The following is a 24,303-nucleotide window of genomic DNA, read 5'->3' on the forward strand; positions in this document are numbered from 1 at the left end:
GGTCAAACGGGTCGGACGGGATCGCTTTGTCGCCACCGTGTTGATCGCGATCGCCAATGGCGGCCGGACCGAATTGCTGCCGCTGGTCGAGCGTTTGAAGCTCGACCCGGCGGCGGAGGTTCGCGAGATGGCGACGTGGGCTGCCTCAGCCCTCGGCGGCGAGAGCGCGAGCCAGCTGTGACAACGCTTCCTGATGGCGTTCGTTGGTGATGGTCGCGAAATTCCGCGCCAACTCCAGGCACATTCTCTGACGGGCATTCAGATCGGACGCGCGATTGGTCTCGATGCCCTCGAAGAAATAATTGACCGGGACGGAGAGCGCCTGGGCGATCTCGTACAAACGGCCGGAAGAGATGCGGTTGATGCCGCGTTCGTATTTGTGGGCCTGCTGATAGGTCACACCGATAAGGTCAGCCATCTGCTGCTGAGAAAGCCCGAGCATAATGCGGCGCTCGCGAATTCTTGCTCCGACGTGACGGTCGATATCATTGGCACGGTTCATAATATACTCGGGCCTCGTCTTCATCCTCGCCGCAATACTTGGTCTATATGTCGGCAGGATTGGATGGATAGTTGGGGTCCGGCACCCGGTGCGGGTGATAACCACCTGCCGCTGAGATAGGCTGAATTCCTGAGGGGGGCAACCCGAAACTGCCCAACCTGTGGAAATCCGTAATACTACGCAGAGTTTGAATCTTAAGTATTATGTATATTGATCAAGACTCAGATCGCGTTAGAGGATCGCGTTCGCCGGATCGATCCAGCCGCCGCCGAGCATTCTAGAGCCTTGATAAATAACGCAGGCTTGGCCGGGGGCAACGCCCTGTTCCGGTTGGAGCAGTCTGACCTCGGCGGATGTCTTATCCAAACGTCGTAATTGGGCCGGAACAGGGGGCCGGGTCGAGCGAACCCGGACCTCAACTGCCAGTTCTGTTTCAGACCCGCCTAGCCAGTTGAAGCCGGACAGCATCACCCGGCTTTGATTGAGCGCTTCGCGGGGGCCGACGATGACCCGGGCGGTCTCGGCCTCGACCGCCAGCACATACAGCGGCGGCCCACCGCCCAACCCCAGACCCCGCCGCTGACCGACGGTGAAATGGATGATGCCGGGGTGGTGGCCCAGTACCTTTCCGTCGCGATCGACGATGTCGCCGGGGCGAACCGCCTCGGGACACAAGGTTGCGACAATCCGGGTGTGGTCGCCATCGGGGACGAAGCAGATGTCCTGGCTGTCGGGCTTGGCGGCGACGGTCAGACCGTGACGGGCGGCGATGGCGCGGGTCTCGGTCTTGTTTTCGATGTCGCCCAGCGGAAAGCGGAGGAAATCGAGCTGCTCGCGGGTGGTGGCGAACAGGAAATAGCTTTGGTCGCGGGCGGGGTCGCGGCCACGCAGCATTTCCGGCCCGTCCACGCCCTGGCGGCGGCGGACATAATGGCCGGTGACCAGGGCATCGCCGCCGAGATCGCGGGCTAGGGCCAGCAGATCGCGGAACTTGACGGTGCGATTGCATTCGATGCACGGCACCGGGGTCCGCCCGGCGGCATAAGCGGCGGCGAAGGGGGCGATGACGTCGCGCTTGAACTCGGCTTCAAGGTCGTGGACGTAATGAGGAATGCCCAATTGGTCGGCGACGGCGCGGGCGTCGTGCAGATCGCGCCCGCCACAGCAGCCGATCGCGGCGGGGCCGGGATCGTGCAGCCGCAGCGTCACCCCGACGACATCATAGCCCTGTTCGAGCAGCAGCGCCGCCGTTGCCGAGGAATCGACGCCACCCGACATCGCCACCACGACGCGGGTGGCGTGGGGCGGTTTGGCGATGTCGAGGCTGTTCAGGCCGGAAGACGGCATGGCGCGGATTCGTTCTGTTGCGGGCGCGGTCCGGGGGCCGCCCCGCTCTCACCGGGGCCGGGCCGCCCCCGTGAGAGGTCCAGGGGGTGGACTATTTCTTGCCGACCATCATGTTGCGGGTCGCGGCGGGCAGGGTGACGGTCAGCCCGTCCATCTCCTTGGTGACGATGATCTGGCAGCCCAGCCGCGAGGTCGCGGTCAGCCCGAACGCGAGATCGAGCATGTCCTCTTCGTCTTCGCTGGCGGGCGGAATCTTGTCGTACCATTCCTTGGCGACGACGACATGGCAGGTCGAACAGGCCAGCGAGCCCTCGCAGGCCCCTTCCAGATCGACGTGATTGCGGTGGGCGGCTTCCATCACCGACAGGCCTTCGGCGGCATCGACCTCGGTGCGCGAGCCGTCGGGATTGATGAATGTCAGTTTGGGCATGGGACGCGTGCCTTTATCCGAAAAGAGTTAGCCGCCGATGGCGTCGTCAAGCGAATCGATCGCGACCCCGGCCAAAGCCTGACGGATACCGCGATCCATCCGCCGTTCGGCGAAGATCTTGGTTGCCGCCTCCAACGCGTCCATCGCGGCGGTGACGGCGTCGCGGTCGGACAAAGCGATGGTGCGCTCGACCTCGGCGATAGCCGCATCGATACCCTTTCGCTCGTCCGCGGACAAGAGGTCGGAATCGACCCCCAGCGCCGCCTGGACCGCCAGCACCGAGCGGCGGGCTTCGACGACGGTTTCGGCCAGCAGGCGGTTGTCCATGTCCTCGCGGGCATGTTCGAGCGAATCCCGCAGCATCGTCGCCATTTCGTCCTCGGTCAGGCCATAGGACGGCTTGACCGCGACCTGCTGTTCGATCCCGGTGCTGCCCTCGCTGGCGGTGACGGTCAGCAGACCATCGGCATCGACGGTGAAGGTCACACGAATGCGCGCCGCTCCGGCGGCCATCGGCGGGATGCCGCGCAGGACAAAGCGGGCGAGCGAGCGGTTCTGATCGACCATCTCGCGTTCGCCCTGGACGACGTGGATCGTCATCGCCGTCTGGCCGTCCTGATAGGTGGTGAATTCCTGGGCCATCGCCACCGGAATCGGGGTGTTGCGCGGGATCAGCTTTTCGACGATGCCGCCCATCGTCTCGATCCCCAGCGACAGCGGGGTAACGTCGAGCAGCAGGGTATCGGACCCGGCGGTCAGCGCCTCGGCCTGCAACGCCGCGCCGACGGCGACGACTTCGTCGGGATTGATGTCGGCGAGCGGATCGCGGCCGAACAGCGCCTTGACCGAGCTGCGGACCAGCGGCATCCGGGTCGAACCGCCGACCAGCACCACGCCCTGGATATCGGCGACGTCGATCCCGGCATCTTCGATCACCTGACGGCAGATCGCGACGGTCCGGTCGAGCCACGGCGCGGCCAGTGCGTCCAGCGTTTCACGCGAAAGGGTGTGGCGGGTGGCGATGCCGCCGACCTCGATCATCCAGTCACCCTCGCGCTGGGTCGACAGGCATTCCTTGGCGACGCGGGCGGCGGCCAGGGCCTGCATCACCTCGCCCTCGGTCAGGGTGACGTCGCCTCGGGTCGCGGCGCGCTCGGCCAGGAAATGCTCGGCTACGGCATGGTCGATATCGTCGCCGCCCAGCGCGGCGTCGCCGCCGGTGGCGCGAACCTGGAACACGCCCTTTTCCATCCGTAGGATCGACAAATCGAAGGTGCCGCCGCCCAGATCATAGACGGCGTACAATCCCTCAGCCCCGTGATCGAGCCCATAGGCCAGCGCGGCGGCGGTCGGTTCGTTGACCAGACGCAGCACCTCGAGCCCGGCCAGGCGGGCGGCGTCCTTGGTCGCGGTGCGGGCGGCATCGTCGAAATAAGCGGGCACGGTGATGACGGCGCGATCGACCTCTTTGCCCTGGGCCGCTTCGGCACGGGCGCGAAGCGCGCGCAGGATGTCGGCCGAGACCTCGACCGGGGTCAGCGTCCGCCCGGCGACGCGCAGCCGGACCATGCCGCCCTCGGCGGCGCTGTCGAGCCGGAAGGGCAGGGTGCCCGCCAGCGATTTCAAATCCTCGATCCCGCGCCCCATCAGCCGCTTGACCGAACTGACCACCTGTTCCGGCTTTTCCAGGATCATCCGGCGCGCTTCGCGCCCGACGATCACACTGCCGTCCTCGTCATACTGAACCACCGAGGGGATCAGCGCCTGACCGTCGTCGTCGCGGAGCACTTCGACCACGCCGCCCTGAGCCAGAGCCACCACCGAATTGGTGGTGCCGAGATCGATGCCGACGGCAAGGCCGCGATCCTGCTCATGCGGAGCAGGGCTCTCGCCGGGTTCGTGCAACTGCAACAGCATTCAGGGCGTCCTTGTGATGCGGGTTTTCTTGGCCCGGGCCTCTTCGGCGAGGCGGGACAGATATTTCAGCCGGATGGCCAGATGACCGGCCTGATCGAGGTCGTTGGCGTTGAAGGCGGCGGAAATGCCGCACTGGCAGGCGATCATCGCCGATTCGGCCTCCATTGCCAATTGCGCGACCCGCTCACGGGTCTCGGCCTCGGCCAGCGCCTCGCGCATCTCCATCTGCTCCATCAGCAGGGCGCGGTCGTTGATGGTGCCGCAAGCGGTCAGATCGACCGGGCTTCCCAGCAGGCCGAGCAGATAGGCGGCGCGGCGGAGCGGGTCCTTCAGCGTGTCATGGGCGTCGTTGAGCGCGGTGGCCTGCGCCTGCGACAGCGCCTTTTCACGCGGCGATTTCGAGGCAAAGCGGTCGGGATGAACCCGCCGTTGCAGGCCGAGATATTGGCGTTCCAGCGCGTCCTGATCGATATCGAACGAACGCGGCAGCCCCAGCCGGGTATAATGATCGACAACGCCCGGCCCCTGCACCGCGCCGCAGACCGAACAGAACAGGGCGCGGGACGCGACAGGGCCCTTGCAGGACCAGCAGGGGGCGATCGCGGAGGCGGGATGGTTCATCGTCGGTCCTCGCCCCTCAGACGTGGAAGGATTCCCCACAGCCGCAGCGACCTTTCTCGTTCGGGTTGCGGAAGACGAAGCCGGACTGCATCTTGTCCTCGACGAAGTCCATTTCGGTGCCAAGGATGAACATCGTCGCCTTGGGATCGATCAGGACGGTGACGCCGTTATGTTCGACGATCTCGTCATAGGGCGTCCGCTCGTCGGCGAATTCCAGGGTGTAGGACAGGCCGGAGCAGCCCTTCGAACGCACCCCGATGCGAATCCCGGCCGACGGCTTGCCGCGCTTGTCGAGAAGGGCCTGGACACGGGTCGCGGCGGCGTCGGTGATGGTCAGTGGAGCAGCGGGCATGGGGGTATCCTCAAGGATGGAAACGCGGTGGTCCAAAAGCCGGGGTGGGCGGCGGGCAGCCTATTCGGCTGCCGCGCTGTCGTCCTTGCCGGCCTTGCGCTTGTAATCGGCGATGGCGGCCTTGATCGCATCTTCGGCCAGCACGGAACAATGAATCTTGACCGGGGGCAAGGCCAGTTCCTGGGCGATGTCGGTATTCTTGATCTGACCGGCCTCGTCGAGGGTCTTGCCCTTGACCCATTCGGTGACCAGCGAGCTTGACGCGATCGCCGAGCCGCAGCCGAAGGTCTTAAACTTGGCGTCCTCGATGATGCCCTCGGCGCTGACCTTGATCTGAAGCTTCATCACGTCGCCGCAGGCCGGGGCGCCGACCAGCCCGGTGCCGACGTTGCCGTCTTCCTTGTCGAGCGATCCGACATTGCGCGGATGTTCGTAATGGTCGATGACCTTGTCGCTGTATGCCATGACGAGTCTTCCTTTTCGGGCCGGAGGATCACTCCGGAATGATTCCAAACTATATCACGTCCGCACGGGATGCGAGATGATTAATGCTCGGCCCACTGCACCGAGCTGACATCAATCCCTTCCTGATGCATTTCCCACAGCGGGCTGAGCGAGCGCAGATGCTCGACCGCGCTGACGATGTGGTCGATCGCATAGGAGATGTCTTCGTCGGTGGTGAAGCGGCCAAAGCCGAACCGCAGCGAGGTGTGGGCCATTTCGGCATTCAGCCCCAGTGCCCGCAGCACATAGGACGGTTCGAGCGAGGCCGAAGTGCAGGCCGAGCCGGACGACACCGCCAGACCCTTGACCCCCATCATCAGCCCCTCGCCCTCGACGAAGGCGAACGAGATGTTGAGGTTGCCGGGGACGCGGTGGTCAAGGTCGCCATTGACGTAAATCTCGGGCAGACGCTGTTGCAGGCCGCCCAGCAGGCGGGTGCGCAAGCCCAGCAGACGCTTGGATTCCTCGACCATCTCGGCCTGGGACAGCGCGCAGGCCAGACCGAGGCCGACGCACAGCGGCGTCGCCAGGGTGCCCGAACGCATCCCGCGTTCCTGGCCGCCGCCATGGATCATCGGCACCAGCCGGACGCGGGGGCGGCGGCGGACATAGAGCGCGCCGATTCCCTTCGGTCCATAAATCTTGTGGCCGGAAATGCTCATCAGATCGATGTTCATCGCGTTGACGTCGAGCGGGATCTTCCCCACCGCCTGGGCGCAATCGGAATGGAAGTGGGCGCCCTTGGCCCGGCACAGCGCGCCGATCTCGGCCAGCGGCTGGATCACCCCGATCTCGTTATTGACCCCCATCACCGAAACGATCGCGGTGCGGTCGGTGATCGCCGCCTCAAGCTCGGCCAGATCGATCAGCCCGTTGGTGCCGACCGGCAGATAGGTCACCTCGAACCCTTCCTGCTCGAGGTGGCGGCAGGTGTCGAGTACGCATTTATGCTCGGTCGAGACGGTGACGATATGGTTGCGGCGATCCTTCAGGAACATCGCGACGCCCCGGATCGCCAGATTGTTCGATTCGGTCGCGCCCGAGGTGAAGATGATTTCCTTGGCATCGGCTCCGATCAGCGCGGCGATCTGGGCGCGGGCCTGCTCGACCGCTTCCTCGGCTTCCCAGCCATAGGCGTGATTGCGCGAATGCGGATTGCCGAATTTCTCGGTGAACCAGGGCAACATCGCCTCGACCACGCGGGGATCGCACGGCGTGGTGGCCTGATAATCGAGGTAAACCGGGACATTGGGCCGCCGTGCCGGGGTCGCGGCGTTGGTCGGGGTGGTCTTGAGGCCGAGGGCTGTCATCGGTTTCATCCTTCCTTCAAATCGTGCGTCAGGCGGCTTCGGCCTGCGATATCGTGAACCCCTTGCGCCGGGCCAGATCGGTCCAGGCGGCAAGAAAGCGGTCGATGTCCTCTTCGCGGCTGGCCCAGCCCAGGCTGATCCGGATCGCCGACCCGGCGATCTCGGGCTCCAGGCCCATTGCCGTCAGCACCCGGCTGACCTCTTGCCGCCCCGAGGCGCAAGCCGGTCCGGCGCTGACCGCTACTCCGGCAAGGTCGAGCGCCATCACCTGAGTTCGGCCGGGCAGGCCGGGCAAGGCGAGGCAGGTCGTGTTGCTCAGCCGGGGCGAAGCCGCGCCGACCGCGATCGCCTGGGGCAGACGGGTCAGCGCCGCGCGCTCCAATCGGTCGCGCATCGCGCTCAATCTCAATGTGGTGGTGGGATCGCTCAAATCATCCCCTACCAAGGTGGCGCACGCCCCAAACCCGACAATACCGGGCAAATTCTCGGTTCCGGCCCGGCGGCGGCTTTCCTGACCACCTCCAAGCAAGAAGGGTGCCAGGGGAAATGTCGGATCGGCCAGCACCAGCGCCCCGATTCCGGGAGGGCCGCCCATTTTATGGGCAGAGAGGGTGAGGAAATCGGCACCCAGCGCCGTCAGCGACAGCGGGGTCCGCCCGGCGGCCTGGGCCGCGTCGCAATGAAGTCGGGCGCCGTGGGCATGGGCCAGCCGGGCCGCTTCGGCCACCGGCTGGATCACCCCGGTTTCGTTGTTGGCCAGCATCACCGACACCAGCGCCGGGCGCGTGTCCTCGCCTAGCAGGCGGTCGAGTGCGGCAAGGTCGATCAGGCCGTCGGCCCCGACCGGAATAAAAGCGGCCCCGGCGCGTTCGGCCGGTTCGGCGATGGCGGGATGTTCGATCGCCGAGACGATCAGGCGCCGGGCCCCGCTGCCCGCCAGGATCAGGGCGTCGGCCTCGGTCCCGCCCGAGGTAAAGATCAGGCCGTGCGGATCGGCCCCGACCAGGGCGGCGACCTGGGCACGCGCGGTTTCCAGCCGTTTGCGTGCCGCCCGGCCCGGCCCGTGGATCGAGGAGGGGTTGCCCGCTTCGGCCCAGCATTCCGCGATCGCCGCCGCCACGGCGGGGCGCAGCGGAGCGCCGGAATTATAGTCAAGATAAGCGGTGCCGCTCATCGGCGCGCGCATCCTTCCGTTTTCGTCGCGCTGGCTGCGTTATTCGGCTGCCGCGATGGTGCCGGGGCGGTCGCCGCCATGGAACATTCCCGAACTCCCCAGAATGCGGCGTTCGCAAATGTCATGGAGGGAAACCGAACTGAGATAGAGATAAATCTGGTTGCCCAGTTCCTCCCACAGATCGTGGGTCAGGCAGCGGCCCTTGTTGTTATGACAGCCGGCCGGAGTGCCGGGCGAGCATCGGGTGGTCTGGATCGGCTCATCGACCGCCAGAATAATGTCGGAGACGCGGGTCTGCTGCGCGATCCGGGCCAGCAGATAGCCGCCGCCGGGGCCGCGCACGCTTTTGACCAGCCCGCCCTTGCGCAGCTTCCCGAACAATTGTTCGAGATACGACAACGAGATTTCCTGGCGTTCGGCGATATCGGCCAATGCCACCGGGCTCCCGCGCGAGTGGCTGGCGAGATCGACCATCGCCATCACGGCGTACCGTCCCTTGGTGCTGAGTTTCATGATCCAGTCTCCCGCTCCAGTGCCGGTTGGTCCGGGCTTTTGCCGACCGGCCGCGTGTGATCCGGCCCGGTTCCGGGCACGGTCGGTTCGCCGCCGACCAGATGGGGCAGCCGAGCGCAGCCGAGCGTCGGATGTCCATGCAGTTCGGTTTCCAGTTCGGTGACCCGCTCGACCAGACCGGCGATCTGACCGCGCAGGCTGTCGATAGCGCGGATCACCGGGTCGGGCAGGGATTCGCCCGGCAGTCCATAGGCGCAGAACTCGGGGTCTTTGCTGCGCCGCATTGCCATCCGGGCCGGGATGCCGACCATCGTCACGCCGGGGGGGACGTCGGTCAGCACCACTGCGTTGGCTCCGATCCGGGCACCCTTGCCGACGGTGATCGGGCCCAGCACCTGGGCACCCGATCCGACGATCACGCCATCATCCAGCGTCGGGTGACGCTTGCCGCTGTGCAGCGAGGTGCCACCCAGGGTGACGCCGTGATAGAGCGTGACGTCCGAACCGATCACCGCGGTCTCGCCGATCACGACGCCGGTGCCATGGTCGATGAACAGCCGCCGGCCGACGATTGCACCGGGGTGAATCTCGATCCCGGTGAACAACCGTCCCAGATGGGAGATGAACCGCCCCAGCACCCGCGCTCCCCGGGTCCAGCACCAGTGGGAGATGCGGTGAATGGTCACCGCGTGCAGGCCAGGGTAGCACAGCAGGACCTCGAGCCGGGAATGGGCGGCGGGATCGCGCAGGCGGATCGATTCGATGTCTTCTCGAAGCCTCTTGAAAATCATAGCTCTCAATATGTTAATCTACGCCCCGACGGCCGGTCCGGCCGTCGGGGGACAGACCATCCGGCGCGCCAGCTCATCGCAGCGGACTATATTATGTCCGACAAGGCAGGTCAAGTTTGGCCGGCCGGCCGATGGTTTTTGTGTATTTTTCCCCGATTCGAATACTCGGATATCGAGTGTCAGCGGGGCTGGGAGATGATTGCGGTGAACCATGCCTGAAGTGATTTTCAACGGACCGGACGGACGTCTGGAGGGGCGCTATCATCACGGGAAGTCGCCGAACGCGCCGTTGGCGCTGTTGCTTCATCCCCATCCGCAGCACGGCGGAACGATGAACAACAAGGTGGTCTATGCCCTGTACCACGCTTTCGTGCGGCGGGGGTTTTCGACCTTACGGTTTAATTTTCGCGGCGTCGGGCGCAGCCAGGGCAAGTTCGACAACGGCCAGGGCGAACTGTCCGATGCGGCCTCGGCGCTGGACTGGATGCAGTCTTTCAACCCCAACGCGTCGGCCTGCTGGGTCGGCGGCTTTTCGTTCGGGGCGTGGATTGCAATGCAGTTGCTGATGCGGCGTCCCGAGATCGACGGATTCGTTTCGGTCGCGCCTCCGGCCAACGTGTTCGACTTTACCTTCCTCGCCCCCTGTCCCTCGTCGGGCCTGATCGTTCACGGCACCGCCGACGATCTGGTCCCCGAAGCCAGCGTTGCCAAGCTGGCGGCGAAATTGGCGACCCAGCGCAATATCCGGGTCGGCTATCGCACCATCGAAGGGGCTAACCACTTCTTCGGGTCTCAGCTCGACCAATTGGGTGGGATCGTCGAATCCTATCTGGCCGACGTTGCGCCCGAGCGTCAGGTCGCTCCGGTTCCGGTGCCGGAACTCGCCGCGGCGATGAGCTGACGCTAAGGCTGTTTGCCCCCTCTCTTGTCCGCCGCAGCGTGGGAGAGGGGGGAAACCTGTCCGTTACCGGCTCAGAGCGCGCTGCAATCGGCCTGAGCCAGTACGGTCCATTCCGAACTTTTGCGCCCCCGCCCGACCGAGGTGACGTCAACCACCCGGGCGGTGAACACCCGCGCCTGATGCGGGCGGACGACGACGCACAGTAGCGCGGCGTACTGGTTCCAACTGATCTGATCGTTTTTCACCATCGCCCACAGATTGCCACGGTCATCGATCTGGGCATCGAGCACGCGGGGGGTGGCGCGGATTGCGGCCAGGGCGGTGTCGCGGTCGGCGTGGGCGGAGGGAACCGCCAGGACGATCAGGCAAGCGACGGCAAAGACAAGGCGCATCATCGCGAAAGACTCCGTCAGGGGGTAAAAATCCGGCCGCCGCCGAGTGGTTCCGGGACGCCGGTGGTCGAGGGGAAGGTGGTGGGCAGCCCGGCCAGAACCCGCGCCGCCAGAAAACCGAACGCTTGGGCTTCCAGCGCATCGCCGTTCCAGCCGACCGTTTCAACCGGGCGAACATCGACCTCCAGCACTTGGCGCAACGCCAGCATCAGCACCGGATTGTGCCGCCCGCCGCCGGTGATCAGCCATTGGCGCGGCGGCTGAGGCAGATGCATCTGGGCGGCTCCAACGGCGGCGGCGGTAAAGGCGGTCAGGGTCGCCGCTCCATCGGCGGGCGACAATCCCCGCGTCAGCTTCGCCGCCAGCCGGGCAAAATCGTCGCGGTCGAGCGATTTCGGCGGGGCCAGATCAAACCAGGGGTCGGACAGGAACACCGCAACGCGGTCGAGATCGACCCGTCCGGCGGCGGCCAGCGCGCCGTCGAGATCGACCGGCTGGCCGGTATGGGTTTGGGCCCAATCGTCGATCAGGGCGTTGCCGGGGCCGGTGTCGAATGCGCACATCGCACCGTCTTCACCGATCCAGGTGACGTTGCCGACCCCGCCGAGATTGAGCACGGCCAGCGGCGCTTCGATCCCGGTGGCCAGGGCACGGTGGAACACCGGCACCAGCGGTGCCCCCTGGCCTCCGGCGGCGACGTCGGCGGTGCGGAAATCATTGACGACACGGATGCCGGTGGTGGCAGCCAGCCAGGCGCCGTCGCCGATCTGGTGGGTGTGGCCCTGGTCGGGGCGGTGCGACAGGGTGTGGCCGTGAAAGCCGATCACCCCGATGGCGTCGGGGCCAAGCCCGGCCTGATCCAGCAGGCGGGCGACCGCCTCGGCGTGGAGGCGGGTCATCTCGGCTTCGGCGGGTTCGACCGGGCCTTCGCCCAGCGCGGCGGCGCGCAGGGCGGTCCGCACCGGCTCGGGATAGGGCAGGGTCAAAGCGGGGCCGAAATGGGCGACGGTCTTTCCATCGGTTTCGATAAGAGCGGCATCGATCCCGTCAAGGGAGGTACCGCTCATTAATCCGAGCGCCAGCATTGTGTTCCCCTCGCATTGTCGCCGCAGCCCGATTGTGATAAACGAGCGAGCTTTCGGCAGCAAGCGGATCAGCGGCCATGAGCACTCCCACTTCGGATTTCCTTCGCGTCGTCGTCGAACGCGGTTACCTCCATCAATGCACCGACCTCGACGGTCTGGATCTGCGCCTGAGTCAGGGGAGTGCGGCGGGCTATATCGGGTTCGACGCCACCGCGCGGAGCCTGCATGTCGGCTCGCTGATGCAGATCATGTTGCTGCGTTGGTGGCAGAAGACCGGCAACAAGCCGGTCGTGTTGATGGGCGGCGGCACCACCCGCGTCGGCGATCCCACCGGACGCGATGACGCCCGCAAGATGTTGTCCGACGCCGACATTGCCGACAACATCGCCGGAATTCGCTCGGTGTTCGACCGCTACCTGACCTTTGGCACGGGTAACACCGACGCGGTGATGGTCAATAATGCCGATTGGCTGGACTCGCTGAATTATATCGCGTTTTTGCGGGATTTCGGCCGCCACTTCACCATCAATCGGATGTTGACGTTCGATTCGGTGCGGATGCGGCTTGAACGCGAACAGGCGATGACCTTCTTCGAATTCAACTACATGATCCTTCAGGCCTACGATTACGCCGAATTGTGGACGCGGCTGGGCTGCTGCCTCCAGATGGGCGGATCGGACCAGTGGGGCAATATCGTCAACGGCGTCGAACTGGGGCGTCGGGTCCATCAGGCCGAACTGTTCGGTCTGACCAGCCCGCTGCTGACCACCAGCTCGGGGGCGAAGATGGGCAAGACCGCCAACGGCGCGGTGTGGCTCAATGCCGACATGCTGAACCCGTGGGAGTTCTGGCAGTACTGGCGCAACACCGAAGATGCCGATGTCGGCCGCTTCCTGCGCCTTTACACCGAACTCCCGCTCGACGAGATCGCCCGGCTGGAGGCGCTTCAGGGGGCCGAGATCAACGAGGCGAAGAAGATCCTGGCGGGCGAGGTCACCCGGCTGGCCCACGGGGACGAGGCGGCGGCTCTGGCCGCCGAGACCGCACGCAAGACCTTCGAGGAAGGTGTCTCGGCCGACTCGCTGCCGACGATCGAACTGGCTTCGGCCGAGTTCGCCGCCGGGCTGCCCGTCTTTGCCTTGCTGGTGAAGACCGGGCTGGTCGCCTCGAACGGCGAGGCCAAGCGGCTGATCAAGGGCGGTGGGGCGCGTCTCAACGATGCGGTGATCGAGGACGAAACCCGCCCGGTAACCCTGTCCGATCTGACCGGCGGCGTGCTGAAGCTGGCCGCCGGCAAAAAGCGGATCGTGCTGGTCCGGGCGGTTTAGCCGTTACGAAAGGGCAACGCCCAGTTCGGCCGACAACAGCGGCAGCAGCGCGAGCGCTGGGTCTCGGGTCGAGACCCAGCGCTCGTCGCGCCACACGAAATGGTGGGCGCCGCTTTTGGGCGAGGCTACCCAGATTTCGCGGTTCGGGGTCTGCTTGTTGATGATGTAGGTGCCGCCGTTATCGAGGGTGACGGTCAGCACGCCGCCCTCAAGATCGGCATCGGCATCGTCGCGGCCATCCTCGATCGCCTCGGCAAGGCGTTCGAGCAGCGGGTCGGCCAGGGCGATAAAATGGCTTTCTTCCAGGCTCATACGGGCTCTCCAGGCATCATGGGGGCATTAATGCTACTCCTCATCGGCCCCTATGGGTCAAGGATGGCTTGCACCGCCCCCCCGTTTTGGTTATAGAAGCGCCTTCGATTTGCGGAGCACCTGGCCATGAAGGACAATATTCATCCCGATTACCACGAGATCAACGTGGTCATGACGGACGGCACTGAATTCAAGACCCGCTCGACGATGGGCAAGGCCGGCGACATCCTCCGGCTTGACATCGACCCCAAGTCTCATCCGGCTTGGACGGGCGTTCACCGCCTGATGGACACCGGCGGGCAGCTCGCCAAGTTCAAGAAGCGGTTCGAGGGTTTCGGCATTAAGTCGAGCTCGTAAGTTCGGGTCGCAGACACGACCGGGCAACCGGCCGGCCTTGTGCCGGCCGGTTTCGTTTGCTGTGGACTTCATCCGCCAATAAGGGTAGAGCACATCAGTAAGCGGCCGGCTCGCGGCCCTAGAATTTGACGATGTCTGGGGCATCATGATCATCGTCCACTTTGAGGTCTACGTCCTCGAAAGCAGAGGATGGATGCTGCACGCCCGCTATCCCCGGCTGGACCGGGACGAGGCGATGCAGGAGGCCCGCGAGCTTGAAGTCTCCATGGGCCTGCGCGTCAAGGTCCTGCGAGAAACCTATAACACCGAAACCAACGCCTTCGACGAGGCCGAGGTTTATATCAGCGGCAATGCCCCGCCACCGCCCAAGCAGACGGCGGCCCCGGCCAAGGGGAAGACGTCGCGCCGCGCCGCACCGCCGCCCAAGGCCCGGATGCGGGCCGCCCCTCCCCATCGTGCCAAGCCCAAGGACAATTCGATCGGCAGCGCCGCCGCGGTGCTGACCCGGTTTACCCTGATCCTGCTCGCGGCGGTCGGTCTCGGGCTGGTATCGCTGCGGCTGATGCAGACGATCGTGCTGGAGCTGTACAATTACGGCTTCCGCATCACTCCCGACGATTACAACCATTTGCAGGCCGTGTTGTTCACCCTGGTGGTTCTGCTGGTGTCGGTGCCGCTGGGGCTGCGCTTTCTCCCCACCCACGCGCTGCTGCCGAAGGGGCCGGTGGGCGGCACCATGTCGCCCCGTACCGATCCCAAGCTGAAAAAGTCGCTGAACAAGCTGGTCGCCCGCGTCGCCGCCGAGGGTGGGGCCGAGCCGACGATCCCCGACCGATGGGAGGACGACCCGAAGGCGGTTGTCCCCCTTCCGCTCGATTTCGATTTCGGGGCCGCGTCCGAGCCGTCCGAACCCGCCGCCGAATCGTCTTCGGCCCCCGAAGCGCCGAGTGTCGTGCCTGCTGCTGCGCCGCCGCCAAGTCCTGCGCCCGCCGCTCCGCCGGTCCCGCCCGTCAAGGATGCCGCGACCGAACTGTGCGACCGCTTTCTCGACGGTGCGATCCGTGCCGCGAAGACAAGCGGGATGGCGTTCGACCAGTACCAGCGGTTCGCCCTGAACCTGTATATGGCCGGTGCGGTGGGGGCCTTGGCCGAATCGCGCCGTCTCGATGACGCCACCCGCCGTCGCCTGCTCGCCCATGCGTTCAACCGGCTTGACGCCTCGCCCGACATGGCCGCCGGCTTCGAGGCGCGGATGGGCGAATATATGATGGAGCCGCGTTACATGCGGCTGATCCAGGCCGGGCGGGCCGGGATCGAGACATTGGAGCTGGGCGACGCCCACGGGGTCCATTCGGTGCTGCTGTCGATCCTGCGCGATTGGAACCGTCCCGCCACCGAGAAGAAGGCCTCGATCATGACGGTGATGTTTACCGACATGGTCGGCTCGACCGACATGACCCAGGCCCGGGGCGACGTTGCCGCCCAGGAAATCGTCCGCCGCCATAACGCGATTGTCCGCACCAGCCTGGCCCAATTCTCTGGCAAGGAGATCAAGCATACCGGCGACGGGATCATGGCCTCGTTCGCCTCGGCCGCCAACGCGGTCGAAGCCTCGATCCAGATTCATCGCGAAGTCGCCGCCCACAATGCCGGGCAACCCAATTTGCCGCTGCATTTGCGGATCGGCCTGAATGCGGGTGAGCCGATTCAGGAAGAAGACGATCTGTTCGGGGTTACGGTTCAGCTGGCCGCCCGGGTCTGCGCCGCGACCCAGTCCGACCGCACCTTGTGCACGACGGTGGTCAAAGACCTCGCCTCGGGCAAGGGCGGCGCGTTCGACAGCGCCGGAAGCTTCGCCCTGAAGGGATTTCGTGAAAAAATCCCGTTGTGGGATGTGGTCTGGCGCTAAAGCGGGTTAATGCAGGACCCGCTCGACCAGCATTTCTTCGAGCCGGGCGACGCGGAGGAATAGCCGGTGGCTGCGGTCCATCAGGCTGCGCAGGCCGTTCGGTAGCGAGGAATCGCCGATGAAGCTGTCATCGAGGCAGACATCGAACCCCGACAGGCGACGTTCCGAGACCAGCGCCTGTTCCGGGGTCAATTCGCCGGTCTGCACCGCCCGTTGCACCATCAGCCACGCCATCACCTGGGTCAGGCGCGAGGTGACGCGCATCGCCTCGCAGCTCATGCGCAACCCCACCACCGGCTCGGCGCGTTCGCGGTCGCGCCGTTCGGAATGGCTGAGGTAATTCCTCGCTTCGACCATCAGGGTGAGGGTCTCGTCGTATGTTCTGCTGAAAAAGGCGGGTTGCGGCATAAGCGCCCCTCCCATGCCACAAGAGCGACCTTCGTTTTTATAATGTCGCATCTTCGTAACGCTATCGCAAGGTTCCCCCCTAAAATAATTATTCGTCACCCATTTCGGCTCGATTCTCCTCAACTTGAAGTGTTGTGACAGATTTGTTTTGGATGTGACGAATTGGGCCGAGTGAAAAAGACTATACTTACTGTGACTGGCTTGCGTCGGGGCGCGTCATGCCGTAAGGTGATGCTAAGAAAACCTGAGGCGATTTGGGGGTGTGTCTCTTCCTCATCTTTGGGTGGTTTTAAATTCCGGCCGTAACAACTTTTTGTTGGAGCGGATCAGTCTGCGGTTGGCTTGGTTCTTCTATCCACTTCGGTTATAACTTATGGCTGTGATGGCTTGAGACTTGCGAATAGAGGGCGATATCCGCTAAGTGACGTCTTTTCCACCCCCGGCAGCCGGAACCGTCATGAACAGACCGAACCCGAAGGTCGGAATCGTCAGCCTTGGCTGTGCCAAGGCCCTGGTCGATTCCGAGCGTATTCTTACCCGCCTGCGGGCCGAGGGATATGACATCTCCGCGACCTATGACGGGGCCGACGTCGTCATCGTCAATACCTGCGGCTTTCTCGACAGCGCGCGGGCCGAATCGCTTGAAGCGATTGGCGAGGCGATTGCCGAGAACGGGCGGGTGATCGTCACCGGCTGTCTGGGCGGTGATCAGGCGGCGATCCGCGCTGCCCATCCTTCGGTGCTGGCGATCAGCGGACCGCACCAATATCAGGCGGTGGTCGAAGCGGTGCATGGCGCGGTTCCGCCGCCGCACGATCCTTGGGAATCCCTGGTTCCGGCGGCGGGGCTGCATCTGACGCCGTCGCATTATGCCTATCTGAAGATTTCCGAGGGCTGCAACAATTCCTGCTCGTTCTGCATCATCCCCGACATTCGCGGACGGCTGCAAAGCCGCCCGATTGCCGACGTGCTGGGCGAGGCCGAGCGGCTGGCCGAGTCCGGTGTGCGCGAATTGCTGGTGATCTCGCAAGATACCGGGGCCTATGGCGTCGATCTGCGCCATCAGGCGCAGGATTGGCGCGGGCAGTCGCGCCGCACCCACCTGACCGATCTGGCCAAGGGGCTGGGCGAGTTGGGGATCTGGGTGCGGATGCATTACGTCTATCCCTATCCCCATGTCGACGATCTGATCCCGTTGATGGCCGAAGGGACGATTCTGCCCTATCTCGACATCCCGTTTCAGCACGCCAGCCCCACTGTGTTGCGGGCAATGCGCCGTCCCGCCGATCATGAAAAGCTGCTCGATCGGATTTCCGGCTGGCGACGTGACTGTCCCGATCTGGCGATTCGCTCGACCTTCATCGTCGGTTTCCCCGGCGAGACCGAAGAGGATTTCGAGTTCCTGCTCGATTGGATGGAGGAGGCCAAGCTCGACCGCGTCGGCTGTTTCAAATACGAAAACGTCAAGGGAGCCGCCGCCAACGCCCACGCCGATCATGTCGATGAGGACGTCAAGGAAGAGCGTCACCAGCGCTTTACCGAAGCGGCGCGCCGGATCGCCGATGAACGCGCCGCCGCCAAGGTCGGCAGCGTGATCGTCGCGATTATCGATGAGGTGGACGAAGAGGGCGCGATCGGCCGCAGCGCCGCCGACAGCCCCGAGGTTGACGGCGCGGTGTTCCTCAACGGCGAAACCGAGCTTAGCCCCGGCGATCTCGTCGCGGTCGAGATCGATGCCGCCGAGGATTACGATCTGTGGGGCCATCCGGTCGGGCCGCCTTCATGACGGAGGCGCAAGCCCCATCTCCTTCCGATCCCTACCGTGCCGCGTTCCAATCGTCGAGCCGGCCGTTAGCTCTTTTGGGAGCCGATGGCCGGTTTTTCGATGCCAACCCGGCGTTCTGCACCCTGTCGCGTCGTGATCTTGCCCAGCTGGTCGGTACCGCTCCGGATTGGATCGCCCCCTGGCGCGATGGGCTGGCGATTCTGTCCGGTCCCGATGGCAACCGGGTCGACGTCTCGCTGGCCCTGGCCCCGCTGCCCGGTGGCGGCACCCTGATCGATCTCGATCCCTGGCCCGAAGTGCGACAGCGCGCCGCCGAGCGGGCCCATCGCGAGATGCGGGCGATTATCGAGAATACCTACGAATTCATCGGTCTGCTGTCGCCAGAAGGCCATCTCCTCGACGCCAACCGCACCGCGATGTCGTTTATCAAAAGCAACGATTTCGAATCGGTGCGCGGGCATTTCTTTGCCGATACCCCGTGGTGGGGTCATTCCTCGGAAGAGCGCCTTTTGCTGATCGATGCGATCCGCCGCGCCAGCCAGGGCGAGTTCGTCCGGTTCGAGACCTCTCATCGCGGCGGCGATGGGGAGTTGGCCTATATCGATTTCTCGTTAAAGCCAGTCACCGACACCGATGGAACCGTGATCTATCTGGTTCCCGAAGGCCGCGACATCACCCAGCGCAAGCGGGCCGAATCCGATCTGCTCGCCGCCAAGTTGGAAGCCGAGTCCGCCAATCGGGCCAAGTCGAACTTCCTGGCTACCGTCAGCCACGAATTGCGCACGCCGCTGAACGCGGTGATCGGCTTTTCCGAAGCGCTGCTGTCCGACGCCCTGGGACCGCTGGACCCCGAGCAGGCGCGCGATTATCTGCGGCTGATCCACGCCGCCGGGCACCATTTGGGCGCTTTGATCGAAGATATCCTCGACGTGTCGCGGGTCGAACTGGGGCATGTCGATCTCGCCGAGGACGAAGTGTGCCCGGGCGATCTGGTCGCGTCGGTTCGCCGTCTGCTCGACCCTCACGCGGAAGAGGGATCGATCCGGTTGCAGGTCGATCTGCCGTCCACGCTGCCGCGTCTGCGGGCGGATTCGCGCCGGTTGCGCCAGGTCCTGCTCAATCTGGTCACCAACGCGATCAAGTTCACGCCGGCCGGGGGACGGTGACGATCCGGATCGAAGTTGGAGTAGACGGGGTGGCTTTTCACGTCGTCGATACCGGCATCGGCATCCCGGCCGAACATCACGGCAAAGTGTGGCAACCGTTCTTTCAGTCGGATGCCCTGCACGCCCGTTCACACGATGGAGCCGGGCTGGGGCTGGCGATCGTCAAACGCTTTGTCGAGGCGTTGGGCGGTCAGGTCAGCCTGGACAGCGCGCCGGGTCAAGGCACCTGCGTCAGTGTCCTGTTGCCGCCCGAGCGAGTGATCGCCGCCGAATAGTCGGTCGTGAAAAAGTCCTTCGGCCTTTGGCCTCAGTGTACTTTTCCCCGGTTCAAAAAGAATCCCCGTGCTCAATCAAGCTTTCCGCGCGGGGATGGATTTGGTTCCCTCCGAGGCCGATGGGCGACGCCCATCGGCCTCGGAGGCGGGGAGGGACTTTTTCACGGGAGACCGAATAGGGAGGGTGCCGGGCGGCCACAAGGGCCGCCCGGCACTCCGGCGGTTAGCGCAGGCTGGCTTCGATATTACCGCCATCGACGGTGATGGTGCAGGCGGTGACCTTGTTCGAACGGGCCAGCCAGACAAAGGCGTCGGCGACGTCCTCGGCTCCCACCTCGCGGCCGAGCAGGTTGCCCGCCATGTAATCCTTTTCCGACAGGCCGCGCGCCGCCGAGCGGCTGGCGATCATGTCGCCGGTCAGCAGGCCGGAGCGGATGCGGTCGGCATTGACCGCCGCCGAGCGGATGCCGTCCCTGCCGTGATCGAGCGCATATTGCTTCATCAGGAACAGGGTCGCCGCCTTGGGCAGGCCGTAGGGGCCGAAATTCTTGCCCGGATTGACCGATTGCTTCGAGGCGTTGAACAGCAGGCTGCCGCCGGTGCCCTGGGCCTTGAACAGCCGCACCGCGTTCTGGGCCACCGATTGGTGGGCAAAGAAATTCAGCTCGAACGAGCGGCGCAGGGTGGCGTCATCGACGCTGCCGATGGTGCCCTGCCACGCCGCGCCGGCATTGCTGACGACGATATCGATGCCGCCGAACCGGCAGGCGATCGCGTCGAAGGCGGAGGCAACGGCGTCCGGGTTGGTGACATCGCAGCCCAGACCCAGCGCACGCGGCCCGATCGAGGCGGCGACGGCCTCGGCCGCCTCGGCTGAGAGATCGAGGATCGCCACCTCGGCTCCCTGGCGGGCGAAGGCGCGGGCGGTCGCGGCGCCGATCCCCGAACCGCCGCCGGTGACCACCATCACCTGCCGGGCCAGCGGACGTTCCGGGTGCTTGCGGCCACCCAGCTTGGCCTGTTCCAGCGACCAATATTCAAAGTCGAACAGGTCGGCTTCGGCGGCGGGGGCGTAGCTGCCGATGCTTTCGGCGGCGGCGGCGCAGGCAGCGGTGGCCAGCGCCATGTCGGCGGCGATCGCTGCGGCGGCGGCGGTGGCTCCGATTCCGAACAGGCCGAGGCCGGGGACGATCGCGACGCGGGCGACCGGGTCGAGTTCGATTCGTCCGCCGCCCTTGGCGTCGTTATTGGTGACGAAGTAATCGTGGTAGCACGATTCAAACTCTTTGATCGCGGCGCGGGCGGCCTCGGTCCAGGCATCGAGGTCGGCGCTCGCGGGGGCGGGGGCAGTACCAGCGGCCAGGATTTGGTGCGGATGACGTGGTCGGGGGTGGCAACGCCGCGTCCGATCGCCAGGATCAGTCCGGCATCGGCGGAAAGGGCGCGGGCCGCTTCGTCGTCGCGCAGGTCGAGCAGCCAGCGTTCGAACGCGCCGTCGCCCTTGTCGCGGGCGAGCAGGCCGCGCAGACGGGGCGCCAGCGCAGCGGCGGGAACGGGGTCCGCGACCAGACCGGCGACGGGAACGACACTGCGGCGGCCCTGGGCCAGGCGCTGTTCGGCCAGGGTGACCAGATCGATCATCCGCTGGTAGGCGGTGGCGGCATCGTCGCCAAAGGTGACCAGACCGTGCTTCAGCAGCACCAGACCCTCGACGGTCGGGTCGGCCTCATAGGTTTCGGCGACGGCGCGGGCCAGGGCAAAGCCCGACATCATGTAGGGAACGACGCCGACGCGGGGGCCGAACACCTCGCGGCAGATCGCCGCCCCGTCCGGCTGGTTGGTGAGGGCCAGCACGGCGGTGGCATGGGTATGCAGCACATGCCGCTGCGGCAGAAAAGCGTGCATCAGCGTCTCGACCGAGGGGGCGGGCGAGTTGGATTTCAGCCGGTTCAGCCCCAGCACATCGACCATCTCGGGATCGGACAGACTCTCCAGCCGCCGCAGCGCCCGCAGCGCGTCCAGCCGCACCGGGGGCAGACCTTCGGGGTCGATCACCGCCATGTCGCGGCCCGATCCCTTGATATGCAGCACCGCGACCGGCTCACCCAGCAGATCGGGCTGGGTCGCCTTGACCGAGCTGTTGCCGCCGCCATGCAGGACCAGCGTCGGATCGCCGCCCAACAGCCGGGTGGCGTAAACGGACAGAGCCAACTCGGCGTCGATTCCCTGGGCGCTCCATTGGGCGACCAGATGTTCGGCTTCGGCAGGGGACCACAAGGATTTCATCGGTAAACCTCGGACGGCGGGACAGACAGGCTAGGGGGCGGATTATTACCCGGCTTTCTTTCCGCTGTCACCGCCATGGGGCGCTGCCATACTATTCGGACATCGCAACCGTCTCCTGTCGCACTCTGATGTCCGCCGCCCCGATAGTTTTCACCGTTTGCCCCGACCTTGCCGCCGCCTTGGCGGGGTGGAGCCGTTGGCTGGCCGAAGAGAAGCGCTCGTCGGCCCACACCATTGACGCCTACAGCCGCGATCTTGCCGCTTTTCTGTCCTTTCTGACCGTCCATCTCGGCGAACCGCCCGATCTGGCGGCGTTGTCTGGCCTTAGCGCCGCCGATTTCCGCGCCTATCTTGCCCGGCGCGGGGGCGAGGGGCTGTCACGCGCGTCGCTGGCCCGGGCGATGTCGACGCTGCGCGGTGCCTTCCGCTATCTCGACCGCGCCGGGCTGGTCCACAATCCGGCGCTGGCGACGGTGCGTTCGCCCCGGGTCCCGCGCTCGGTGCCGCGTCCGCTCGCGGTCGATGAAGCGATGGATACCCTGGCCGTCGCCGCCGAGGAGCAGGACGAACCCTGGCTGGCCGCCCGCGACGTCGCCTTGTTCACTCTGCTGTACGGGGCCGGGCTGCGTCTGGGCGAGGCGCTGGCTCTGACCCGGCGCGAGGCCCCCACCGGCGACAGCATCGTCATCACCGGCAAGGGGCGCAAACAGCGGATGGTGCCAATTTTGCCGGTGGTGCGGTCGGCGATTGCCGCCTATCTCGACCTGTTGCCCTATCGGGGCGAGCCGGACTCCCCGCTGTTCCTGGGGGCGCGGGGCAAGCGGCTCAATCCCGGCGTGGTCCAGCGCCAGATGCGCCGCCTGCGGCCACTGCTGGGTCTGCCCGACACCGCCACGCCCCATGCGTTGCGTCATAGCTTCGCCACCCATCTGCTGGCAGGCGGCGGCGATCTGCGCACGATCCAGGATCTGCTTGGTCACAGTTCGCTGTCGACCACCCAGCGTTATACCGCGATCGATTCCACCCGCCTGACCCAGGTCTATCGGGACGCCCATCCTCGTGCCAAAGGCTGAACCGACGGAGAGGGGGGCCGTCCGCTTGCGACACATTCTCTCTGGCGTTGCTCCGGTTCCGTGCTTTACTCGCAGAGACAACAGGTGCGGACGGACACTTTATGGAAGACCAGGGCGACCACGGCATTCTCTGGACGCAGTTCATTCTCGCGGCGGCATTGGCGCGGGCCGCGACCACCGCGCGCCAAGGCGAGTCCTCTGCTGCCGAGGTTTCGTTTTCCTTTGCCGATACCCATGCCGGATGCGGCTGCATTGCCCGCCCCAGCGGTCTGGACATGGTTCAGGCCGAGCGCGCCAACTTCACCGGAACGGCGTTTCACGAGGCGGTGGCAACCTCGCTGGCCGGGTGCGAGGGCCATCCCGGTTCGTGGGTGTTGGCGGCGCGGGTGTTGGGGGCGTTCGGGGTTGCGGTCGAGATCGACGTCAACGACATCGACCCCGCTCAGATCGCCCGTGCCCAGGCCAACCGCGAAGGCGGCTGGGTCCGGTTCTGGAGCCATGACTGGTTCCGCTTCCTGCGCTCAAGGGTGGCGATGCCGCGCCGTCCCGACTTTGTCTTCATCGATCCGCCGCCCGACGATCCGCGCGGTCCTGGCTATGCGATCGACGCCGCGATCTTGCTGGAGACACTGGCGATCCCCTACATGATCACCTATCCGGCGCAAGGGGCGCAGTCGGCGATCGATCAGATCGGTCGGTTGGGGCTGGAATTGTTCCGCGACGAAGGCGGGCAGGGGGCGGTGCTCGGCGGCGGGGCCGAGACCGTGGTGCTGGATGTGCTGGGCGATCTCGGCAGGCTGGCGCCGCTACTGGGAGGGCGGTTCGCGCCGCGCCTGCCCCGGCCACCGGCCGCCGACGATTATTGCATCTGACAGGGACGTCTGGACGACGGAGCAATCCGTTCCGACCGTTGGTCACAGGCTCGTCTGGGGCTGCGGGGGGAGGGCCGAAATGCCCACGCAGTCCTTGGACGATCCGGGAGGGACGGCCCGGCAGCAGGGCATCCGGTTCCGCCACGGGGCGGTTTAGTCGTCGCCCCGTTCACTCAGCGCCTTGGCGAGGTCATAAATGCGCCGCCGCACGTCGGGGTCGCTGATGCTGTAGTAATTGCGGACCAGTTCCAGGGTTTCGCGTCGCAGCCGGGGGTCGGCCTCGCCAGCGGGCAGGTCTTCCTGGGGCGGTTCGCGGCCCATCTGAACCGGGCTGAGGTTCTGGACCTCCTCCGGCATGTCTTCGAAAAAGTACGAGATCGGAATTTCCAGGGCGCGCGACAGATCGAACAGTCGCGAACAACTGACGCGGTTGGCACCGCGTTCGTATTTCTGGACCTGCTGAAACGTCAAGCCGATCAGTTCACCAAGCTTTTCCTGGCTCAGTCCCAGCAGGGTGCGCCGCAACCGCATCCGCGCACCGACGTGAACATCAATCGGATTGGGTGCGCCCGATGGGGTTCGGCCTCGATTTGCCTTTTTTCTTGGCATGTTTCCCTCAACACAATTTCGGCGCCGATACTTGCCTCAGTGTATGCGAAACGCAAGAGGGAAGGCCGCAAGGAATAAGGGAA

The 24,303-nt window shown here is 65.3% G+C and carries 27 protein-coding genes and 1 pseudogene; 10 read left to right on the forward strand and 18 right to left on the reverse strand.

What is annotated here, in order from left to right; translation table 11 throughout:
• Positions 1–181: pseudogene (locus K678_RS19025) on the forward strand (tRNA epoxyqueuosine(34) reductase QueG); the annotation flags it as partial.
• Here K678_RS19025 and K678_RS08225 read toward each other — a convergent pair.
• From K678_RS08225 to cysE, 11 genes are all read right to left on the reverse strand, one after another.
• Positions 146–502 (reverse strand): helix-turn-helix domain-containing protein, encoded by a 357-nt coding sequence (locus K678_RS08225; RefSeq protein WP_021131998.1) that lies wholly within the window; start codon positions 500–502, stop codon positions 146–148. The pseudogene K678_RS19025 and the gene K678_RS08225 sit on opposite strands and share 36 nt — an antisense overlap.
• Before the next feature lie 231 nt (positions 503–733).
• The gene (mnmA, locus tag K678_RS08230) at positions 734–1,834 is read right to left on the reverse strand and encodes a tRNA 2-thiouridine(34) synthase MnmA (protein ID WP_196802558.1); all 1,101 of its coding nucleotides are present in this window, start codon (positions 1,832–1,834) and stop codon (positions 734–736) included.
• A gap of 106 nt (positions 1,835–1,940) precedes the next feature.
• Positions 1,941–2,279: a ferredoxin family 2Fe-2S iron-sulfur cluster binding protein gene (locus K678_RS08235; RefSeq protein ID WP_002727038.1), complete on the reverse strand. Its 339-nt coding sequence runs from the start codon at positions 2,277–2,279 to the stop codon at positions 1,941–1,943.
• Positions 2,280–2,306: 27 nt separating this feature from the next.
• A complete protein-coding gene (gene hscA / locus K678_RS08240) occupies positions 2,307–4,196 on the reverse strand; it encodes a Fe-S protein assembly chaperone HscA (RefSeq protein WP_021132000.1) in 1,890 nt (629 codons plus the stop codon).
• Positions 4,197–4,817 (reverse strand): Fe-S protein assembly co-chaperone HscB, encoded by a 621-nt coding sequence (gene hscB / locus K678_RS08245; protein ID WP_021132001.1) that lies wholly within the window; start codon positions 4,815–4,817, stop codon positions 4,197–4,199. It abuts the gene before it with no gap.
• 16 nt (positions 4,818–4,833) lie between these two features.
• Positions 4,834–5,169: a HesB/IscA family protein gene (locus tag K678_RS08250; RefSeq protein WP_021132002.1), complete on the reverse strand. Its 336-nt coding sequence runs from the start codon at positions 5,167–5,169 to the stop codon at positions 4,834–4,836.
• Positions 5,170–5,229: 60 nt separating this feature from the next.
• Complete coding sequence (gene iscU, locus K678_RS08255; RefSeq protein WP_021132003.1) at positions 5,230–5,634, reverse strand: Fe-S cluster assembly scaffold IscU; 405 nt, start codon at positions 5,632–5,634, stop codon at positions 5,230–5,232.
• Between the two features lie 80 nt (positions 5,635–5,714).
• Entirely contained in the window at positions 5,715–6,983 is a 1,269-nt protein-coding gene (locus K678_RS08260; RefSeq protein ID WP_039852529.1) for an IscS subfamily cysteine desulfurase, read from the reverse strand.
• Positions 6,984–7,011: 28 nt separating this feature from the next.
• Entirely contained in the window at positions 7,012–8,157 is a 1,146-nt protein-coding gene (locus tag K678_RS08265) for a cysteine desulfurase family protein (RefSeq protein ID WP_021132005.1), read from the reverse strand.
• A gap of 39 nt (positions 8,158–8,196) precedes the next feature.
• Positions 8,197–8,670: an Rrf2 family transcriptional regulator gene (locus K678_RS08270; protein ID WP_021132006.1), complete on the reverse strand. Its 474-nt coding sequence runs from the start codon at positions 8,668–8,670 to the stop codon at positions 8,197–8,199.
• Entirely contained in the window at positions 8,667–9,461 is a 795-nt protein-coding gene (cysE, locus tag K678_RS08275; RefSeq protein ID WP_021132007.1) for a serine O-acetyltransferase, read from the reverse strand. Before cysE ends, K678_RS08270 begins: the two co-directional genes overlap by 4 nt.
• A gap of 211 nt (positions 9,462–9,672) precedes the next feature.
• Between cysE and K678_RS08280 the strand changes: the two genes are divergently transcribed.
• A complete protein-coding gene (locus tag K678_RS08280; RefSeq protein ID WP_021132008.1) occupies positions 9,673–10,362 on the forward strand; it encodes an alpha/beta hydrolase in 690 nt (229 codons plus the stop codon).
• Positions 10,363–10,433: 71 nt separating this feature from the next.
• On the opposite strand, the gene K678_RS08285 is transcribed toward K678_RS08280, so the two are convergent.
• Both K678_RS08285 and K678_RS08290 read right to left on the reverse strand, forming a co-directional pair.
• Entirely contained in the window at positions 10,434–10,757 is a 324-nt protein-coding gene (locus tag K678_RS08285) for a hypothetical protein (protein ID WP_021132009.1), read from the reverse strand.
• Positions 10,758–10,771: 14 nt separating this feature from the next.
• Positions 10,772–11,839: an anhydro-N-acetylmuramic acid kinase gene (locus K678_RS08290; RefSeq protein WP_021132010.1), complete on the reverse strand. Its 1,068-nt coding sequence runs from the start codon at positions 11,837–11,839 to the stop codon at positions 10,772–10,774.
• A 77-nt stretch (positions 11,840–11,916) separates the two neighbouring features.
• Between K678_RS08290 and tyrS the strand changes: the two genes are divergently transcribed.
• Positions 11,917–13,167 carry a tyrosine--tRNA ligase gene (gene tyrS / locus K678_RS08295; RefSeq protein ID WP_021132011.1) on the forward strand — a complete coding sequence of 417 codons (1,251 nt, stop codon included), beginning with the start codon at positions 11,917–11,919 and terminating at the stop codon, positions 13,165–13,167.
• Positions 13,168–13,170: 3 nt separating this feature from the next.
• Here the strand turns inward: tyrS and cyaY are convergent, their stop codons facing one another.
• A complete protein-coding gene (gene cyaY, locus K678_RS08300) occupies positions 13,171–13,479 on the reverse strand; it encodes an iron donor protein CyaY (protein ID WP_021132012.1) in 309 nt (102 codons plus the stop codon).
• A 126-nt stretch (positions 13,480–13,605) separates the two neighbouring features.
• Between cyaY and rpmE the strand changes: the two genes are divergently transcribed.
• Both rpmE and K678_RS08310 read left to right on the forward strand, forming a co-directional pair.
• Complete coding sequence (gene rpmE, locus K678_RS08305; protein WP_002727010.1) at positions 13,606–13,836, forward strand: 50S ribosomal protein L31; 231 nt, start codon at positions 13,606–13,608, stop codon at positions 13,834–13,836.
• 145 nt (positions 13,837–13,981) lie between these two features.
• Entirely contained in the window at positions 13,982–15,745 is a 1,764-nt protein-coding gene (locus tag K678_RS08310) for an adenylate/guanylate cyclase domain-containing protein (RefSeq protein WP_021132013.1), read from the forward strand.
• Positions 15,746–15,751: 6 nt separating this feature from the next.
• Here K678_RS08310 and K678_RS08315 read toward each other — a convergent pair whose 3' ends face one another.
• A complete protein-coding gene (locus K678_RS08315; protein ID WP_021132014.1) occupies positions 15,752–16,153 on the reverse strand; it encodes a DUF1465 family protein in 402 nt (133 codons plus the stop codon).
• Between the two features lie 457 nt (positions 16,154–16,610).
• Between K678_RS08315 and rimO the strand changes: the two genes are divergently transcribed.
• From rimO to K678_RS19450, 3 genes are read left to right on the forward strand one after another with little or no spacing between them, the layout of a single operon-like run.
• Positions 16,611–17,939, forward strand: coding sequence for a 30S ribosomal protein S12 methylthiotransferase RimO (rimO, locus tag K678_RS08320; protein ID WP_021132015.1), 1,329 nt, complete (start codon positions 16,611–16,613; stop codon positions 17,937–17,939).
• Entirely contained in the window at positions 17,936–19,105 is a 1,170-nt protein-coding gene (locus K678_RS08325) for a sensor histidine kinase (RefSeq protein WP_231376230.1), read from the forward strand. The genes rimO and K678_RS08325 overlap by 4 nt, the downstream gene beginning before the upstream one ends.
• A gap of 29 nt (positions 19,106–19,134) precedes the next feature.
• Positions 19,135–19,380, forward strand: coding sequence for an ATP-binding protein (locus K678_RS19450; protein ID WP_231376231.1), 246 nt, complete (start codon positions 19,135–19,137; stop codon positions 19,378–19,380).
• A gap of 223 nt (positions 19,381–19,603) precedes the next feature.
• Here K678_RS19450 and K678_RS19455 read toward each other — a convergent pair whose 3' ends face one another.
• On the reverse strand, positions 19,604–20,347 hold the full coding sequence (locus K678_RS19455; RefSeq protein ID WP_231376233.1) for an SDR family oxidoreductase: 744 nt from the start codon (positions 20,345–20,347) through the stop codon (positions 19,604–19,606).
• The gene (locus K678_RS19460) at positions 20,347–21,666 is read right to left on the reverse strand and encodes a class II aldolase/adducin family protein (RefSeq protein ID WP_231376232.1); all 1,320 of its coding nucleotides are present in this window, start codon (positions 21,664–21,666) and stop codon (positions 20,347–20,349) included. Before K678_RS19460 ends, K678_RS19455 begins: the two co-directional genes overlap by 1 nt.
• 128 nt (positions 21,667–21,794) lie before the next feature.
• Here K678_RS19460 and K678_RS08335 point away from each other — a divergent pair, with 128 nt between their 5' ends.
• Both K678_RS08335 and K678_RS08340 read left to right on the forward strand, forming a co-directional pair.
• Complete coding sequence (locus tag K678_RS08335; protein ID WP_021132018.1) at positions 21,795–22,739, forward strand: tyrosine recombinase XerC; 945 nt, start codon at positions 21,795–21,797, stop codon at positions 22,737–22,739.
• 101 nt (positions 22,740–22,840) lie between these two features.
• Complete coding sequence (locus K678_RS08340; RefSeq protein WP_021132019.1) at positions 22,841–23,611, forward strand: hypothetical protein; 771 nt, start codon at positions 22,841–22,843, stop codon at positions 23,609–23,611.
• A 153-nt stretch (positions 23,612–23,764) separates the two neighbouring features.
• Here the strand turns inward: K678_RS08340 and K678_RS08345 are convergent, their stop codons facing one another.
• Positions 23,765–24,142 carry a helix-turn-helix domain-containing protein gene (locus tag K678_RS08345; protein ID WP_021132020.1) on the reverse strand — a complete coding sequence of 126 codons (378 nt, stop codon included), beginning with the start codon at positions 24,140–24,142 and terminating at the stop codon, positions 23,765–23,767.
• Positions 24,143–24,303 lie beyond the last annotated feature (161 nt).

It is taken from the genome of Magnetospirillum fulvum MGU-K5, from assembly GCF_000442515.1.
GTDB classification, from domain to species: Bacteria; Pseudomonadota; Alphaproteobacteria; order Rhodospirillales; family Magnetospirillaceae; genus Phaeospirillum; species Phaeospirillum fulvum_B.

What these genes read in the sequence shown, in the direction of transcription:
- rimO (WP_021132015.1), top strand. Translation starts at nt 16,611, where the DNA reads ATGAACAGACCGAACCCGAAGGTCGGAATCGTCAGCCTTGGCTGTGCC.
- K678_RS08310 (WP_021132013.1), top strand. Translation starts at nt 13,982, where the DNA reads ATGATCATCGTCCACTTTGAGGTCTACGTCCTCGAAAGCAGAGGATGG.
- iscU (WP_021132003.1), bottom strand. Translation starts at nt 5,634, where the DNA reads ATGGCATACAGCGACAAGGTCATCGACCATTACGAACATCCGCGCAAT.
- K678_RS08270 (WP_021132006.1), bottom strand. Translation starts at nt 8,670, where the DNA reads ATGAAACTCAGCACCAAGGGACGGTACGCCGTGATGGCGATGGTCGAT.
- K678_RS08280 (WP_021132008.1), top strand. Translation starts at nt 9,673, where the DNA reads ATGCCTGAAGTGATTTTCAACGGACCGGACGGACGTCTGGAGGGGCGC.
- K678_RS08345 (WP_021132020.1), bottom strand. Translation starts at nt 24,142, where the DNA reads ATGCGGTTGCGGCGCACCCTGCTGGGACTGAGCCAGGAAAAGCTTGGT.
- K678_RS08315 (WP_021132014.1), bottom strand. Translation starts at nt 16,153, where the DNA reads ATGCCGCAACCCGCCTTTTTCAGCAGAACATACGACGAGACCCTCACC.
- K678_RS19460 (WP_231376232.1), bottom strand. Translation starts at nt 21,666, where the DNA reads ATGAAATCCTTGTGGTCCCCTGCCGAAGCCGAACATCTGGTCGCCCAA.
- K678_RS08260 (WP_039852529.1), bottom strand. Translation starts at nt 6,983, where the DNA reads ATGACAGCCCTCGGCCTCAAGACCACCCCGACCAACGCCGCGACCCCG.
- K678_RS19455 (WP_231376233.1), bottom strand. Translation starts at nt 20,347, where the DNA reads ATGGTGGTCACCGGCGGCGGTTCGGGGATCGGCGCCGCGACCGCCCGC.
- hscA (WP_021132000.1), bottom strand. Translation starts at nt 4,196, where the DNA reads ATGCTGTTGCAGTTGCACGAACCCGGCGAGAGCCCTGCTCCGCATGAG.
- cysE (WP_021132007.1), bottom strand. Translation starts at nt 9,461, where the DNA reads ATGATTTTCAAGAGGCTTCGAGAAGACATCGAATCGATCCGCCTGCGC.
- K678_RS08290 (WP_021132010.1), bottom strand. Translation starts at nt 11,839, where the DNA reads ATGCTGGCGCTCGGATTAATGAGCGGTACCTCCCTTGACGGGATCGAT.
- K678_RS08225 (WP_021131998.1), bottom strand. Translation starts at nt 502, where the DNA reads ATGAACCGTGCCAATGATATCGACCGTCACGTCGGAGCAAGAATTCGC.
- K678_RS08325 (WP_231376230.1), top strand. Translation starts at nt 17,936, where the DNA reads ATGACGGAGGCGCAAGCCCCATCTCCTTCCGATCCCTACCGTGCCGCG.
- tyrS (WP_021132011.1), top strand. Translation starts at nt 11,917, where the DNA reads ATGAGCACTCCCACTTCGGATTTCCTTCGCGTCGTCGTCGAACGCGGT.
- K678_RS08250 (WP_021132002.1), bottom strand. Translation starts at nt 5,169, where the DNA reads ATGCCCGCTGCTCCACTGACCATCACCGACGCCGCCGCGACCCGTGTC.
- hscB (WP_021132001.1), bottom strand. Translation starts at nt 4,817, where the DNA reads ATGAACCATCCCGCCTCCGCGATCGCCCCCTGCTGGTCCTGCAAGGGC.
- K678_RS08265 (WP_021132005.1), bottom strand. Translation starts at nt 8,157, where the DNA reads ATGAGCGGCACCGCTTATCTTGACTATAATTCCGGCGCTCCGCTGCGC.
- K678_RS08285 (WP_021132009.1), bottom strand. Translation starts at nt 10,757, where the DNA reads ATGATGCGCCTTGTCTTTGCCGTCGCTTGCCTGATCGTCCTGGCGGTT.
- rpmE (WP_002727010.1), top strand. Translation starts at nt 13,606, where the DNA reads ATGAAGGACAATATTCATCCCGATTACCACGAGATCAACGTGGTCATG.
- K678_RS08340 (WP_021132019.1), top strand. Translation starts at nt 22,841, where the DNA reads ATGGAAGACCAGGGCGACCACGGCATTCTCTGGACGCAGTTCATTCTC.
- cyaY (WP_021132012.1), bottom strand. Translation starts at nt 13,479, where the DNA reads ATGAGCCTGGAAGAAAGCCATTTTATCGCCCTGGCCGACCCGCTGCTC.
- K678_RS08335 (WP_021132018.1), top strand. Translation starts at nt 21,795, where the DNA reads ATGTCCGCCGCCCCGATAGTTTTCACCGTTTGCCCCGACCTTGCCGCC.
- K678_RS08235 (WP_002727038.1), bottom strand. Translation starts at nt 2,279, where the DNA reads ATGCCCAAACTGACATTCATCAATCCCGACGGCTCGCGCACCGAGGTC.